Annotated in this window: 14 protein-coding genes; 10 read left to right on the forward strand and 4 right to left on the reverse strand. The window is 59.2% G+C overall.

Going from position 1 to position 15,155, the window contains the following annotated elements; genetic code table 11:
• Positions 1–23: 23 nt before the first annotated feature.
• Entirely contained in the window at positions 24–695 is a 672-nt protein-coding gene (locus QP884_RS02130; protein ID WP_284820461.1) for a 3'-5' exonuclease, read from the reverse strand.
• Between the two features lie 45 nt (positions 696–740).
• Here QP884_RS02130 and ligA point away from each other — a divergent pair, with 45 nt between their 5' ends.
• A complete protein-coding gene (gene ligA / locus QP884_RS02135; protein WP_434736444.1) occupies positions 741–2,810 on the forward strand; it encodes an NAD-dependent DNA ligase LigA in 2,070 nt (689 codons plus the stop codon).
• A 10-nt stretch (positions 2,811–2,820) separates the two neighbouring features.
• Here ligA and QP884_RS02140 read toward each other — a convergent pair whose 3' ends face one another.
• Complete coding sequence (locus QP884_RS02140) at positions 2,821–3,480, reverse strand: amino acid-binding ACT domain protein (protein ID WP_284820464.1); 660 nt, start codon at positions 3,478–3,480, stop codon at positions 2,821–2,823.
• A 180-nt stretch (positions 3,481–3,660) separates the two neighbouring features.
• Between QP884_RS02140 and gatC the strand changes: the two genes are divergently transcribed.
• The 3 genes from gatC (at position 3,661) to QP884_RS02155 (ending at position 6,050) form a co-directional block, all read left to right on the forward strand.
• Positions 3,661–3,981, forward strand: a complete 321-nt coding sequence (gatC, locus tag QP884_RS02145) for an Asp-tRNA(Asn)/Glu-tRNA(Gln) amidotransferase subunit GatC (protein WP_218840749.1) — start codon at positions 3,661–3,663, stop codon at positions 3,979–3,981.
• The gene (gene gatA, locus QP884_RS02150) at positions 3,982–5,469 is read left to right on the forward strand and encodes an Asp-tRNA(Asn)/Glu-tRNA(Gln) amidotransferase subunit GatA (RefSeq protein ID WP_239279937.1); all 1,488 of its coding nucleotides are present in this window, start codon (positions 3,982–3,984) and stop codon (positions 5,467–5,469) included.
• A gap of 86 nt (positions 5,470–5,555) precedes the next feature.
• Positions 5,556–6,050: an META domain-containing protein gene (locus QP884_RS02155; protein ID WP_284820467.1), complete on the forward strand. Its 495-nt coding sequence runs from the start codon at positions 5,556–5,558 to the stop codon at positions 6,048–6,050.
• A 73-nt stretch (positions 6,051–6,123) separates the two neighbouring features.
• Here QP884_RS02155 and QP884_RS02160 read toward each other — a convergent pair whose 3' ends face one another.
• Positions 6,124–6,447 carry a hypothetical protein gene (locus QP884_RS02160; protein ID WP_005323344.1) on the reverse strand — a complete coding sequence of 108 codons (324 nt, stop codon included), beginning with the start codon at positions 6,445–6,447 and terminating at the stop codon, positions 6,124–6,126.
• Between the two features lie 47 nt (positions 6,448–6,494).
• On the opposite strand from QP884_RS02160, the gene QP884_RS02165 reads away from it, so the two are divergent.
• From QP884_RS02165 to QP884_RS02175, 3 genes are all read left to right on the forward strand, one after another.
• On the forward strand, positions 6,495–7,871 hold the full coding sequence (locus QP884_RS02165; RefSeq protein WP_284820469.1) for an MFS transporter: 1,377 nt from the start codon (positions 6,495–6,497) through the stop codon (positions 7,869–7,871).
• Positions 7,872–7,895: 24 nt separating this feature from the next.
• Positions 7,896–8,927 carry an ATP-dependent 6-phosphofructokinase gene (locus tag QP884_RS02170; RefSeq protein ID WP_200435210.1) on the forward strand — a complete coding sequence of 344 codons (1,032 nt, stop codon included), beginning with the start codon at positions 7,896–7,898 and terminating at the stop codon, positions 8,925–8,927.
• 79 nt (positions 8,928–9,006) lie between these two features.
• On the forward strand, positions 9,007–9,975 hold the full coding sequence (locus QP884_RS02175) for a bile acid:sodium symporter family protein (protein ID WP_408922258.1): 969 nt from the start codon (positions 9,007–9,009) through the stop codon (positions 9,973–9,975).
• A gap of 10 nt (positions 9,976–9,985) precedes the next feature.
• On the opposite strand, the gene QP884_RS02180 is transcribed toward QP884_RS02175, so the two are convergent.
• Positions 9,986–10,771 carry a DUF4261 domain-containing protein gene (locus QP884_RS02180; protein WP_284820472.1) on the reverse strand — a complete coding sequence of 262 codons (786 nt, stop codon included), beginning with the start codon at positions 10,769–10,771 and terminating at the stop codon, positions 9,986–9,988.
• 57 nt (positions 10,772–10,828) lie between these two features.
• On the opposite strand from QP884_RS02180, the gene gatB reads away from it, so the two are divergent.
• The 3 genes from gatB to QP884_RS02195 all read left to right on the forward strand — a co-directional run bounded on the left by gatB (position 10,829) and on the right by QP884_RS02195 (position 15,152).
• Entirely contained in the window at positions 10,829–12,334 is a 1,506-nt protein-coding gene (gatB, locus tag QP884_RS02185) for an Asp-tRNA(Asn)/Glu-tRNA(Gln) amidotransferase subunit GatB (protein ID WP_250412317.1), read from the forward strand.
• A gap of 135 nt (positions 12,335–12,469) precedes the next feature.
• Positions 12,470–13,522: an NAD(P)-dependent alcohol dehydrogenase gene (locus tag QP884_RS02190; RefSeq protein ID WP_284820474.1), complete on the forward strand. Its 1,053-nt coding sequence runs from the start codon at positions 12,470–12,472 to the stop codon at positions 13,520–13,522.
• A 202-nt stretch (positions 13,523–13,724) separates the two neighbouring features.
• Positions 13,725–15,152, forward strand: coding sequence for a YkvI family membrane protein (locus tag QP884_RS02195; RefSeq protein WP_284820475.1), 1,428 nt, complete (start codon positions 13,725–13,727; stop codon positions 15,150–15,152).
• The last annotated feature ends 3 nt before the right edge of the window (positions 15,153–15,155 follow it).

Here is a 15,155-nt window from a genome sequence, read left to right on the forward strand (position 1 = left end):
TCAATGTGGAGATTTGGGAGACTTTATCCGATTAGCGGCCATGCAGTCGAGACATCCGAGGCATCGCGGCCCTTGCCTTCCAAGTACTTCTTAAAGGCGACACGGTCCTCGTACCACTTGACGGCCTGGAACTCCATGAGTTCGTTTTCCTCCATCTGTGCCAGGTTGGGGTAGTGCTGGCGAACCTGCTTCCAAGCCACGCGGGCGGCTGCGAGGGCGTCGGCAGTAGCTTCGTGAGCATTGCCAAGCTCAACGCCGTAGTGCTCGCACACAGCGCCGAGGGTACGTTTTCCTTTACGCCACTTATCGCTGACACGGTCAATCACGTAGGGGTCATAGACCGGGCCGGTCACCGTAAAATCTCCGGTCAGGCTGCGCAAGACGGTGAGATCAAATGCTGCGTTGTAAACGATCAGCGTCAGGCCATCCTCCCATGCAGCCTTGATGGCCTCGACCGTATCTTTTAGCACCTCCTCGTGCGGGCGGCCCTCGGCGCGAGCCTTTTCCGTAGTGATTCCGTGGACATTGGTCGCTTCCTGCGGAATTTCGATTCCGGGATCGGCAAGATGCTCTACTTTTTGCACATCACGACCGTCAATGCGGACTAGGGCAGAGGTAACAATGCGAGCTTCTTTAGGGTTAGCCGAGGTGGTCTCAAGGTCGAAGGCGAGCATGCGGGAGGCGTCGAAATTCATGATCCATACCTTAGTAGCTAGCCCCGACACGAGGGATAGCTACACTTGGGCAGCGTGACTAATCCAGTTGATCTGCACCGTGAATGGAATGACCTCGCGCAGGAAGTGCGCCGCCACCGCAACCTGTACTACAACGGTGAGCCGGCTATTCCCGACGCCGACTTTGACGCACTTTTCCAGCGCCTTCTTGCGCTAGAAGAAGAGCACCCAGAGCTTGCCGTGCCTGATTCGCCCACCCAGCAGGTGGGTGCTGCCCCGAGCGCCGGCGAGGATATTGAGCACCTTGAGCGCATGATGAGCTTGGACAATGTTTTTAGCGCTGGCGAGATGCAGGATTGGCTGGATAGAACACCGGCTAAGACCTATCTCACCGAGCTGAAGATTGATGGCTTGTCTATCGACTTGGTTTATCGCAATGGGCGCTTGACCACCGCTGCTACTCGTGGCGACGGCACGGTGGGCGAGGAGATCACTGCCAATGCCCGCGTAATCGAGGATATTCCGCATGGGTTGACGGGAACTGCTGAATACCCTGTCCCGGAGCTTATCGAGATCCGTGGCGAGGTATATATGCGACCCGAGGATTTCGAGGAGATCAATGAGGAACGCGCGGCTGATGGCAAGGATAAATTTGCCAACCCGCGCAACGCCGCGGCCGGTGGACTTCGCATGAAGGACCCCGCCGAGGTGAAAAAGCGCCGCCTGAAGATGGTGTGCCACGGCTTGGGCGCGCGCGAGGGATTCTCGCCCACCTCACAGCACGATGCCTATAAGGCGATTGCGGCCTGGGGGCTGCCCGTTTCCCCGTATACCAAGCAGGTGCACTCAGCCAAAGAGGTTCAGGACGAGGTGGCGCATTGGGCAGAACACCGCCACGACGCCATCTTTGAAATGGATGGTCTCGTGGTCAAGGTGGATGATTTGGCGTCGCAGCGAGCGCTGGGTGCGACTTCCCGCGCACCGCGCTGGGCCATTGCCTACAAGTATCCGCCGGAAGAGGTGACCACGAAGCTTAAGAATATTGAGGTGGGGGTCGGCCGTACCGGGCGAGTAACCCCGTACGCAGTGATGGAGCCAGTCTTCGTTTCCGGATCTACGGTGGAGATGGCTACCCTGCACAACCAATCCGAGGTCAAGCGCAAGGGCGTGCTCATTGGGGATACCGTCATTATCCGCAAGGCGGGCGAAATTATTCCGGAGGTCCTTGGGCCGGTGCGCGAGCAGCGCGATGGTAGCGAGTATGAGTGGACCTTCCCGGAGAACTGCCCTGCGTGCGGCACGAAGCTGGCTCCGCAGAAGGACGGTGACGCGGATTGGCGTTGCCCCAATACGCAGTCTTGCCCGGCGCAGCTCTCGGCACGATTGGAGTATCTGGCCTCCCGCAAGGCTCTGGATATTGAGGCTTTGGGGGAGAAGGGTGCGATGGACCTGATCGACAACGGCATCCTCGTCGATGAGTCGGAGCTTTTTGAGCTCACGGCGGAAAAGCTCTTGGCCTCAGATGTCTATACCGCAAAGAAGGACACCAAAGACAAGCGCTCCAAGAAGGAGGGCAACGCCAAGGTCAATACGGCCGGGCAGAACTTGCTGAACAACCTGGAGGAGGTCAAGAGTCGAGACTTTTGGCGCGTCTTGGTATCGCTATCCATACGTCACGTGGGCCCGATTGCGGCTCGGGCGCTTGCCTCCCGCTATGGATCCATGGACAAGCTGCGCGCCGCAAAGACAGACGAGCTTGCGGAGGTCGATGGCGTCGGCATGACCATCGCGCAATCCTTCCACGACTGGTTCGAGGTGGATTGGCACCGCACGATTGTGGACAAATGGGCTGCTGCGGGCGTGGCCATGGAGGTAGCGGCCGAGGATCACAAGGAGCAGACCCTCGAGGGCTTGACCATTGTGGTTACCGGCAGCTTGGAGAACTTCACCAGGGATTCCGCGAAAGAAGCTATTGTCTCTCGCGGCGGCAAGGCCACCGGTTCGGTGTCGAAGAAAACCTCGTACCTAGTTGCCGGCGAAAAGGCTGGATCGAAGGAGGATAAAGCTCGCGAGCTGGACATCCCGATTCTCAACGAGGCGCAATTCCAGCAACTACTAGAGACCGGCGAAGTCTAATTCGCTCCAGTTACTTTAGGAAGCTGCCCAAGATAGTGCCGATGTGGCCCAGGTGCTCGACCTCGGAGGCGAGGTAGTCAGGACCGCCGGTTCGACCCATGGCGATGACTAATCCGGTATCGCCGAGTGGGGCGGCGGCGAGTGCGGAGTCAAGCAGGGACCAGCTTTCCGGCACCCACTCGTCGCGTTCGGGGCTGAGGACGCGGGCGCTTTCCACCTCAATGTCGTGAGGAACGGTGCCGTCATCTTCTGGCGCTGCGTTGGAAGAGGCCAAGCGGCGGATGGGCTCGTTATTGTCAATGACGATGCACCAGGTGGATGTGAGTGCCTTCGGGATAGCCGCGACGACCTCTTCCATGGCCGCAGTGACATTGGTGGCGTTAGCTACACGCGCGAGCAGCTCGATCTGGCCGCGGCGGTCTACTCGGCCGCTAAACGGGCGGATGGAGTCAATTTCCACGCCGTCGACGGAGGAGGCGGCGGTGATAAGGACATCGGCCATGGCGCCTTGGGGCAGCTCAATGACGATGTCGTCCATAACGGTGCCATCGGGGAAGTTTTCTACGATGTCGACCGATTGGATATTGCCGTCGACGAGTCCAAAGGCGTCGGCAAGCTGGCCCAGGCTGCCAGGGGCATCGGGGAGCAGTACACGGATCAAAAAGGACATTGTCTCGCACGCTTTCGGTAGTTTGTAGTCCCAAACATGATACGTGCGTCACAATGCGGGCTTCAAGCAACGCAAATTTGGGGTGACGCGGCAGCCGTCGCGGTAGGTGCAGTACCATGGGTCGTTAGCAATTCACATAGTACATGCATTGTGTGAATATTTTTCACCCGCATGTCGATTATGCAGATAAAGGATGGAGTTCGCGTGTCTGAGATTTCGCGTGATGAGGTAGCCCACCTCGCCAAGCTTTCCCGCCTGGCCCTCAGTGAGGAAGAGCTAGCCCAGTTTGCAACGCAGATTGATGAAATTGTTGATTCCGTTTCCGCGGTAGGAAACGTGGATACCGAGGGTGTGGAGCCGATGAGCCACCCGCACTCCGTGGACGCCCCGATGCGCGAGGACGTTATTGTGCGCACCCTTACTGCAGAACAGGCTTTGGATCAGGCGCCGGCCGTAGAGGATGAGCGCTTCGTCGTGCCACAGATTTTGGGAGGAGAATAAATGTCTAACCTGACCGTTCCTGCGGAGGGCTTGACCTCCCTGACCGCCGCCGAGCTGGCGGAAAAGATTCACTCCCGCGAAATTACCTCCCGCGAGGTCACCCAGGCCTTCCTGGATCGCATCGCAGAGACCAATGAGGAGCTTAACTCCTTCCTGCACGTGGGTGCGGAAGAAGCCCTCGCGGCTGCCGACGCCGTGGATAAGGCCCTCGATGCCGGCGAAGAGCCTGCTTCCGGGCTGGCTGGCGTGCCGCTGGCGCTGAAGGATTTGCTCGTTACCACCGATGCGCCGACCACCGCGGCGTCCAAGATGCTGGAAGGCTACGTTTCTCCGTATGACGCCACCGTGACCAAGCGTCTGCGCGAGGCCGGCATTCCCATCCTGGGCAAGACCAACCTGGATGAGTTTGCCATGGGTTCTTCCAATGAGAACTCTGCCTTTGGTCCAGCGCATAACCCTTATGACACCGAGCGCACCCCGGGCGGCTCGGGTGGCGGTACCGCCGCTGCACTCGCCTCCGGCCAGGCACCGCTTGGCATTGGTACCGATACCGGCGGCTCCATCCGCCAGCCGGCCGCGCTGACCAATACCGTTGGTGTTAAGCCAACCTACGGCACCGTGTCCCGCTATGGCCTTATTGCTGCGGCATCTTCCCTGGATCAGGCCGGCCCCTGTGGCCGCACGGTCCTGGATACCGCGCTCTTGCACGAGGTCATCGCCGGCCACGATGCCTTCGATGCGACCTCCGTGGATAAGCCGGTAGCACCGGTCGTCGCCGCCGCCCGCGAAGGTGCCAAGGGGGACCTCTCTGGCGTCAAGGTGGGCCTCATTAAGCAGTTTGAGCGCGATGGCTGGCAGGAAGGCGTGATGGAGAATTACCACGCCGCCGTCGATCAGCTGCGCGAGCAGGGTGCCGAAATCGTTGAGGTTGATTGTCCGCACTTCGACGATGCTCTGGCGGCGTACTACCTGATCATGCCGTGTGAGGTCTCGTCTAACCTGGCACGTTTCGATGGCATGCGCTACGGCCTGCGTGCGGGCGATGACGGCTCTCACTCCGCGGAGCAGGTCATGTCCCAGTCTCGTGCGGAGGGCTTTGGCCCCGAGGTAAAGCGTCGCATCATGCTGGGCACCTATGCACTGTCCGTGGGCTACTACGATGCCTACTACCTGCAGGCGCAGCGCGTGCGTACCCTCATTGCGCAGGACTTTGCCCGTGCCTTCGAGCAGGTTGACGTGCTCGTTTCCCCGACCACCCCGACTACCGCATTCAAGCTGGGGGAGAAGGCCGAGGATCCGATGGCAATGTACAACTTTGACCTGTGCACCCTGCCGCTGAACCTGGCCGGCCTGTGCGGCATGTCTGTGCCGTCCGGTATGGCGAGCGATACCAACCTGCCCACCGGCCTGCAGATCATGGCTCCGGCCTTTGCGGATGATCGCCTGTACAAGGTGGGCGCTGCCTATGAGGCTGGCCGCGATAAGTAAATCGCCGCCTGTGGAGTCCCTGACGATTCCATAAAGGTTTCTTTACCCCCGTTGAATTTAAATTCGGCGGGGGTAAATTATTGGGTATGCATTTCAAAAAGACCGCACTATTTTCGCTGTCCGCCGCTGCGCTGATGGGCGCTGGAGTTGCTAACGCTGCGCAGGTCCCCGACATCGATCCGGGGTTTAGCATGACTGCGCCGACTCAGTCTGATCTGATTTCTCCGCTCCCGGAGGGCGCAGAGAAGCTGGAGCCTCACATTGAAGGACAGACCATCACCGGCGAGCTCCACTCCGTCAAGGAAGACGGCAAGCTGAGCGTCTCCTTTGCTAAGGACCGCACCTTGGCGGTCAATGATGGCTGCAATACCTACACCACTACCTACGAGGTGGCCAAGGATGGCACCATCAGCGTGGGCGAGTTCAACTCCACCCGCGCGGCCTGCGATGAGCATACGCAGCAGCTTTCCGACGCCCTCCGGGGCCTCCTTGACTCCAACCCCTCCTTCTATAACCTTCCCGGCGGCACCGTTGCCTTGGGTAGCGAGAATGCTGCGGTTGAGTTCACGGTGGCCAAGTAGAAACTAGCGGCACGCAGGATAAAAGAATGCGCACCATGTCTTGGGACGTGGTGCGCATTTGTGTGGGTGGGGACTATTTGGCGTCGGAAAGCGCATAAGCCGCGCCCGCTGAGGCTGCGGTGACGCTGAGTACCGCCGGCCACGCACCGATCTTCTTAGCCAGCGGGTGGGAGGCACCGAATGCGCCCACGTAGAGTGCGCACAGGCCGGCGGTGGTAGCCGGGGTGGTTTTCTTGGCCCAAGAGCGACCCGCCCAGACACCGGCGGCGGCGAGGATTACGCCGCCCAGCGGGCGAATGCCGGTCTCGCGGGCGGTGACCCAGCCACCGATGAGGCCGAGGGTGACAGTGGTGGCGGTAGAAACGTCTTGGGGCTTTTTAATATCGATCATGGACATGTGGCCAGTCTAGGTCGACATTTCTCGGACCGCTAGACTCTAAGGCCATGACTGTGGAGACGCATCTGCCGCCCGAGCGCCAAGCATGGCGCGCCATGTTTGCACTGTCCCTCGGCTTCTTTGTATCCCTGCTGGACCAATCCATGGTGGCGGTGGCGCTGCCTGACCTGCAACGTGAGCTAAATGCAGGGGTAAACCACACCATGTGGGTATCCGCGGCATATTTGTTGGCTGTGGTGGTGCCGCTGCTCTTTGCCGGCCGCTTGGGCGATGTTTTGGGCCAGCGCCGGATGTTCTGTTTAGGCGTGGGCATTTTCGGGCTGGGTGCGGTGGCGTGTGCCGTAGCGCCGACTGTGGAAGTGCTCATTGCGGCGCGTGCCGTGCAGGGCGTGGGTGCGTCCCTCCAGATGCCACAGACCATGTCCGTTATCAATCGCATCTTTGCGCGTGAGCGCCGTGGGCGCGCACTGGGTGTGTGGGGCGTCATCGGCTCGGTAGCTGCACTTGCCGGTCCACTCGCTGGTGGCTTTCTGGTCGGGCACTTTGGGTGGCAGGCCGCCTTTTGGGTACACGTTCCCTTCGTGGTGCTAGCTATTGTCTTCGCGCTGCTGTGGGTGCCTGAGCTACCCACGACCGCGCGGTCTATCGATGCGCCCTCGGCCATTGTGTCGCTCATCGCCTTGGCGGCAATCGTCTTTGGTATTCAGCAGGGCCCGGTGCTTGGCTGGGGATGGACCATTTGGCTGATCCTGCTCGCCGGAGTTGTCGCTAGCGTCTGGTTTATTCGATTGCAGGCAACTGCCCAGGCCCGCGGGTCGAGTCCGCTGGTGCCGCTGGCGCTATTTAGTGACCGCAATTACCTGGCGGGCTCGGTAGGAATCATCGCTATGGGCTTTATGGCTGCCGCGGTGATGCTGCCCATCATGTTGTGGCTGCAGACCATGCAGGGAGTGCCTGCGGGCGAAGCCGGCATCATCGTGGCTCCTATGGCGCTGGTGTCTCTCCTGATATCTCCGCTCGCTGGCATCATGGCGGATTATGTTAACCCGCGGATCCTGGGGGTGCTGGGATTTTCCATCCTGATACTTTCGCTCCTTGCGGCATGGTGGGTCATGCAGGTCGACGCCCTTCCGTGGGTCCTCGGTCTACCCATTGCCGGGCTCGGCGTGGGACAGTCCTTGATTTGGGGTTCCAACGCAGCTACCACCTTGCGTGATATCTCGCCGGAGCTCATGGGCGCTGCCTCCGGTGTGTATAACACCTCCCGCCAGGTGGGTTCCGTGGTGGGAGTTGCCCTGGTATCCGCAGTTATGCAAACGGGTAGCCCAGAGGCGGCAATTATTAATTCGCTGCTCGTCATCGTGGCTGCGCTGCTGGTGGGCCTGGTTTCTGCCCTAGGTTTTAGGGACACTCTGCAGGCCTAAAAATCGCGCGCTAGATTGGTAGATATGCGTCTAGGTGTTTTAACGTCCGGCGGCGATTGCCCCGGCCTCAATGCTGTAATCCGTGCGGTAGTGCGTACCGCGTCCAATGAATTTGGAGATACCGTTGTAGGTTATGAAGACGGCTGGGTCGGTCTGATGGAAGACCGCCGCCGCGATCTTTATGACGATGCGGAAATCGACCGTATTCTGTTGCGCGGCGGCACCATCCTGGGTACCGGCCGCCTGCATCCGGATAAGTTCAAGGCCGGCCTTGACCAGATTAAGTCCAACATGGCGGATGCCGGGGTGGATGCCCTTGTCGCCATCGGTGGTGAAGGTACCCTCAAGGGCGCAAAGTGGCTTTCTGATAACGGCGTGCCGGTAGTGGGCGTGCCGAAGACCATTGATAATGACGTTAACGCCACCGACTACACCTTTGGTTTCGATACCGCCGTTTCTGTGGCCACCGATGCTATCGACCGTCTGCACACCACCGCGGAGTCCCATAACCGCATCCTGATTGTGGAAGTTATGGGCCGCCACGTGGGATGGATTGCCCTGCATGCGGGCATGGCTGGCGGTGCGCACTACACCGTGGTACCGGAAGAGCCCTTCGATATTGCGGAGATTACGAAAGCGATGGAACGCCGTTTCCAGATGGGCGAGAAGTACGGCATTATCTGCGTGGCAGAAGGCGCCCTCCCGAAGGAGGGGACTATGGACTTCGAGGCCGGCGGCGTCGATCAGTTTGGGCACCAGACTTTCAACGGCATCGGCCAGGTAATCGGCGATGAAATCAAGGCACGCACCGGGTATGACGTGCGTACGACCGTGCTGGGGCATATTCAGCGCGGCGGCACGCCGACTGCCTATGACCGCGTGCTTGCTACTCGCTACGGCGTGCACGCAGCGCGCGCCATCCACGAGGGCAAGTCCGGCATGTGTGTTGCCCTCCATGGTGAGGATATTGACCTCGTCCCGCTGGAAGAAGCAGTGGGTACGCTCAAGACGGTGCCGGAATCGCGTTATCGCAACGCCCAGGCGCTCTTTGGCTAGAGGCATTCCGCGTTCCGAATATTAAGATAGCGCTCCCACTGGGTGGGAGCGTATTCTTTTGGCTATGAGTATCGATAGCATGACAGATAATCGGGTGGAGGCGCCCGCTGCGCCTTCCTCAGCGCAAGACCGCCAAGCGCTCATTGCAGCGCTCGGCTTTCCCGTGCTGGTGATTATCGGCGGCGTGGTGGGATACCTCGCGCCAGAGACCGCAGCTTCCTTCGCCCCGCAGGTCACCCCGCTGCTGGGTATTGTCATGTTCGGTATGGGCCTAACCCTCAAGCCGGTGGATTTTGCCCTGGTAGCACGCCGTCCGCTGCCTGTTCTCATCGGAGTAGTAGCGCAGTTTGTCATCATGCCGCTAGTGGCGCTCCTGGTAGTCGCGGTGATGGATCTTCCCGATGCTGTAGCTGCCGGCGTTATCTTGGTGGGCTGCGCGCCCGGCGGCACGAGTTCCAACGTGGTGTCTTATCTTGCGCGCGGTGATGTGGCTTTGTCGGTGACCATGACGTCCATTTCCACCTTGTTGGCGCCGGTCCTCACGCCGTTGCTGACACTGTGGCTGGCAGGGGAGTATATGCCGGTCTCCGCCTCCGCCATGGCGTGGTCCATTGTGAAGGTCGTGCTCATTCCGGTTATCGCCGGCATTCTCATCGGCATGCTGGTTCCCCGAGTGGTGACAAAGATTAACGCGGCATTGCCGTGGATCTCGGTTGCGGCCATTTCGGCCATTGTGTGCATCGTGGTCGGCGGAGCGCACGACACCATCGCTACCGCAGGCGTACTCGTCTTTGCCGCAGTGGTAATCCATAACGCCTGCGGCTACGGCTTGGGCTACCTGGCCGGAATGCTGACCAAGCAGCCGGTTACCGCGCGGCGCACCATGGCCGTCGAGGTGGGCATGCAAAATTCTGGCTTGGCCACCTCCCTGGCATCGACCTATATGAACCCATTGGCCGCCCTGCCAGGAGCCGTCTTTTCGGTGTGGCACAACCTTTCTGGTGCGGTGCTGGCAGCCATCTGCCGCTATTCGGATTCCCGAAAGTAGGGGGATTCCGCTAGAAAATAATCGTGACCGCAGGATAGGACTCGTCTACAAACCAGGGCTCTTTCTGTACGGTGAGAGGTGGCTGGCCTTGCTCGAAAGAGAGGGTGTCGCCGTCTTTGACGGTGGCGCCTTGGAGCACGTGGTCTGCGATATTGGCCAGCTTGTAATAGAGATCGGTGGGATCCATGGATTTGGTGGCCGCCTGGATTTCGGGGTGTCCGGCTTGGACCAGCCCAACGGTATAACCCAAGATCTTGTTTTCTTTTTGGGTAAGCCACACCGGAGCGATGTGCATTGGAGCAAGGTTATCCCGAACGGCCTCGAGGAAAGTATTCGGCGCAATGGATACGTTTCCGCGGGGGTTGTGGACTATCAGGCAGTCGGGGTGCTCGGCTACCACCGCGGTGGCCTTGGAGAGTAGCTCAAGATGATCGCGGCGGGCCTCGCGGAATTGCTTCGCGCGATCATCTTCGGTTTCACGGGGAAGGACGGATACGAGGATTTGTGCGGTGGCGGAATCGAGGCCGCGGGAATCCGCGCTCAAAATGGGGTGGAGGCCATAGCTATCGCGGGTGGGTGGGGTATCGACGGCTTGGTAGTGCAATAAGAAGGAATCATCAAGCTCGGCCATGATGCTTCCCGGATTCTTGCCCGGCATGATATCTCCCAGGCGATCGCCAAAAGTGGTGGTCAGGCGCTCGCTTACCTCCTCAGGGGTAGGGGCAGTACGGAAGACTGCGATGTTGATCAATGGGGCATCGATAAGCGCGGCATCAACGCTATGTGGTGTAGTCATAATATTCAGCTTAGGGGCGTGAGCGCGCGGGCGCATGGACGTATTAAGATGGCACGCATGACTGCTGCGATGTATGACCTGATGGACTTCGATGAGGTCCTAGAAAAGTTCGAACCGGTAATGGGCATGGAAGTCCACGTAGAGCTGGATACGGAAACCAAGATGTTTTCTACCTCTCCTACGAACTTCAACGCAGCGCCTAATTCCAACGTTGACCCGGTCTCCCTGGGTCTGCCCGGTGCGCTGCCGGTAGTTAACTCCAAGGGCGTGGAGGGCGCCATCAAGATTGGCCTGGCGCTTAATTGCTCCATTGCGGAGTCCTCCCGCTTTGCCCGCAAGAATTACTTTTACCCGGACCAGCCGAAGAACTACCAGATTTCCCAGTACGATGAGCCGATTGCCTACGACGGCTACCTGGACGTTGTGCTGGAAGACGGCACCGAGTGGCGCGTGGAAATCGAGCGTGCCCACATGGAGGAAGACACCGGCAAGTTGACCCACCTCGGTGGTGCGGATGGCCGTATTCACGGCGCCACGGCATCCCTGGTGGATTGCAACCGTGCGGGCATTCCTCTCATTGAGATCGTTACCAAGCCGATCATTGGCGCCGGTGAGCGCGCGCCGGAGGTGGCTAAGGCCTACGTTTCCGCCCTGCGCGAGCTCGTTGCAGCCTTGGGCGTTTCCGACGCCCGCATGGATCAAGGCTCCATGCGTGTGGACTCCAACTTGTCCCTGCGCCCGGTGGGCCAGGAAGAGTTCGGTACCCGTACCGAGACCAAGAACATTAACTCCCTGCGTTCCGTGGAGCAGGCGGTTCGCTTCGAAATGCAGCGCCAGGCGCAGGTGCTCGAAGATGGCGGCACCATTGATCAGGAGACCCGCCACTACCAGGAGACCGACGGCACCACCGCCAAGGGTCGTCCGAAGGAAACCGCGGAGGACTACCGTTACTTCAACGATCCGGACCTGCCGCCGGTCATCGCACCGCGCGAGTGGGTAGAAGAGCTGCGCCAGACCCTTCCGGAGCTGCCATGGGTTCGCCGTGCGCGCATCCAGGAAGAGTGGGGCATCAAGGATGAGGAGATGCGCGACTTGGTCAATGCCGGTGCCCTAGACCTCATCGTGGATACTGTTGAAGCCGGTGCGAAGCCGGACGAGGCACGCTCCTGGTGGGTTTCCTACCTAGCCGGCAAGGCCAACGAGCAGGAGACCGATCTTGCTGGTCTGTCCATTACCCCGCAGCACGTGGCGCGCGTTATCGCGCTCGTCAACGAGGGCAAGTTGACCACCAAGCTCGCACGCAAGGCCGTCGATGGTGTGTTGGCGGGCGAGGGTGACGTCGACGAGGTCGTCGAAAAGCGCGGCTTGGAGGTTGTGCGCGATGACGGCGCCATCGAGAAGGCCGTAGATGACGCGCTGGCCGCCAACCCGGACATCGTGGAAAAGTACCGTGCCGGCAATAAGAAGGTCACCGGTGCCATCGTGGGTGCGGTCATGAAGGCCACCCAGGGCAAGGCCGATCCGGGCCAGGTCAATAAGCTCATCGCAGAGAAGCTGAACTAAGACCCCCACATAGCCAGCCGCGTTTTCTCCTCAACGAGAGGGGCGTGGCTGGCTTTTTACGTTTTCCTTGCCCGCTAGAGTTGGTGATTATTTTCGTTAGGCGAGGTCAGTGGGGTTAAGCGTAGGGTCGTGGGCATGACAATTAAGAGCAAAGTATTGCAAAAGGAAAGCCCTGAAGCTCCATTCAAGGTCGTAGAAATTGAGCGCCGCGATCCGCGCGAAGACGACGTGGTCATTGATATCAAGGCTGCGGGCATCTGCCACTCCGATATTCACACCATCCGCAACGAATGGGGTCAAGCCCACTTCCCGCTGACGGTGGGCCACGAGATTGCCGGCGTCGTGGAAGCCGTGGGCGATAAGGTCACGAAATTTAAAGTCGGCGACCGCGTTGGCGTTGGCTGCCTGGTCAACTCCTGTGGTGAGTGCGAACAGTGTCGCAACGGCCAGGAGCAGAACTGCATGAATGGCAATGTGGGCACCTATAACTCCGAAGACGTAGACGGCACCATTACCCAAGGCGGCTACGCCCAGAAGGTAGTCGTCAACGAAAACTTTGTGTGCACCATTCCGGAGGGTATCGACTTTGATGTCGCAGCCCCGCTGCTGTGCGCCGGAATCACCACCTATTCGCCGCTGGCTCGCTGGCAGGTCAAGGAAGGCGACAAGGTTGCCGTAGTGGGCCTAGGCGGCTTGGGTCACATGGGTGTGCAGATCGCTGCGGCAAAGGGCGCGGAAGTAACCGTGATTTCCCGCTCCCTGCGCAAAGAAAAGGAAGCCTATGAGCTGGGTGCGAAGCATATTCTGGCCACCGGTGAAGAGGAAGACTTCTTTGCCAACCACCGCGGCGAATTCGATGTCATCCTGTCCACCATTTCTGCCCAGTACTCCCTCGATGACTATCTGCAGCTACTGAAGCCGCGCGGCATCATGTCCGTTGTCGGACTTCCGCCGGAGGAGCTGGGGATCCATATGAGCAGCCTCGTCGGCGGCGGCAAGGTGCTTACGGGCAATAACATCGGCGGCATTGCAGAGACCCAGGAGATGCTGGACTTCTGTGCCGAGCACGGTATCGGCGCCGCTATTGAAAAGATTGGCGTCAACGATGTTGATGACGCCTATGAGCGCGTGGTGCAAGGCGATGTAAAGTTCCGCTTCGTGATTGATACCGCGACCTTTGACGACTAAAGCGTTAGGTTGAATTCACGGAACGCCCGAATGTGATTTACCACAACATCGGTATGCGCCAGTAGGTGTTTAACGGGTCACTTACGTACCATTCCTTAAGGAACGCATATCGGTGTTGTGTAGCCCACGTGCTGGGGAGTGGGGGGACAGGGGCCGCGCGCACCAGTATGCGAAAGATATTCGCTACAAAAGTTAGGCAACTGTGTCTTCTAAAAACATTATCGCCATTGCCATGTCCTTCGTGGGCTTGTTGGTCGGCGCCGGCTTTGCCACGGGCCAAGAGGTGGTGCAGTACTTCACCGCCTTTGGTTCCTGGGGTATTCCCGGCCTCATTATCGCCGCACTCATCATGACCCTTGCCGGTACCGTGTTCTTGCAGTTGGGCAGCTACTTCCACGCTTCTGAACACAACACCGTTTTCCGTAATGTCACCCACCCGATCGTCTCCAAGTTGCTGGACATCGCGGTCATCATCACCCTCTTTGCTATTGGCTTTGTGATGTTGGCCGGCGCAGGTTCCAACATGGAGCAGCAGTTTGGCTGGAAGACTTGGATCGGCTCCACGCTCATGCTGGTCTTGGTGCTTATCGTGGGCATGCTCGACGTGGACAAGGTATCCAAGGTTATCGGTGCTGTAACACCGACCATCATCATTGCGGTCATTGGTGTAGCCATCTACACCGGCCTCAATATGCCGGATGACATCGGCGCCGCTATGGACGCCTCCAGCCAGATCGACACCCCGATTGGAAACTGGCTCATTTCAGCACTCAACTATAACGGCCTTGCCCTGATGCTCGCCGTGTCCATGTCCCTGGTTATCGGTGGCGATAATATTAGTCCGCGCGAGGCCGGTTGGGGCGGCGTTGTAGGCGGCGTCATCTACTCCATCATGATGGGCCTTGCCGGATTCTCCTTGCTGATGAACTCGGACCAGGCGCAAGGCTCCGATATTCCGATGCTGTCTTTGGTAGATAGCGTTAACCCGACGCTCGGCTCCATCATGGCGGTCATCATTTACTTGATGATCTTCAATACCGCTATCGGCATGTTCTACGCGCTGGGCAAGCGCCTATCTGCCGGTCATGAGAAGCGCTTCCCGGTTATCTTCGTTATCGGCTGCTTGGCTGGTTTCGCCGTTTCCTTCGCCGGCTTCAAGACCCTGATGAACTACATCTACCCCGTCATCGGCTACATGGGCATTCTGATGGTGGCCATCCTGGTCTTTGCTTGGTTCCGCAGCCAGTCGCAGATCCAGGATGAGGCCGTGCGCCGTGAGCGCGTACGTTCACTTATGCACCTGAAGCTGAACCCCAACAAGGATTATGACGCTGAGCGTTATGATGACGAGATTGGCCAGCACATCGAGGACTCCAATATGGATAACGAGGCCCTCTACGATGAGCTGGTGGATGAGGTCACCGAAGAGCTCGATGGTGACGACGACGTGGACTTTGACAAGGAAAAGTACGAGGAAAACCGCCCCGACTACTCCTACTACACCGAGCGTGACGCGGTAGAAACTGACCGCACCCCGGAAGAGATTGAAAAGTGGGTCGAAGAAACCGGCGCATCCGGCGACCCGGAAGAAGATGAGGAACTGCCAAAGGCTGACAATTCCAAGAATTAAGCG

The sequence above is a fragment of the Corynebacterium tuberculostearicum genome, assembly GCF_030229345.1.
GTDB lineage: Bacteria > Actinomycetota > Actinomycetes > Mycobacteriales > Mycobacteriaceae > Corynebacterium > Corynebacterium tuberculostearicum_G.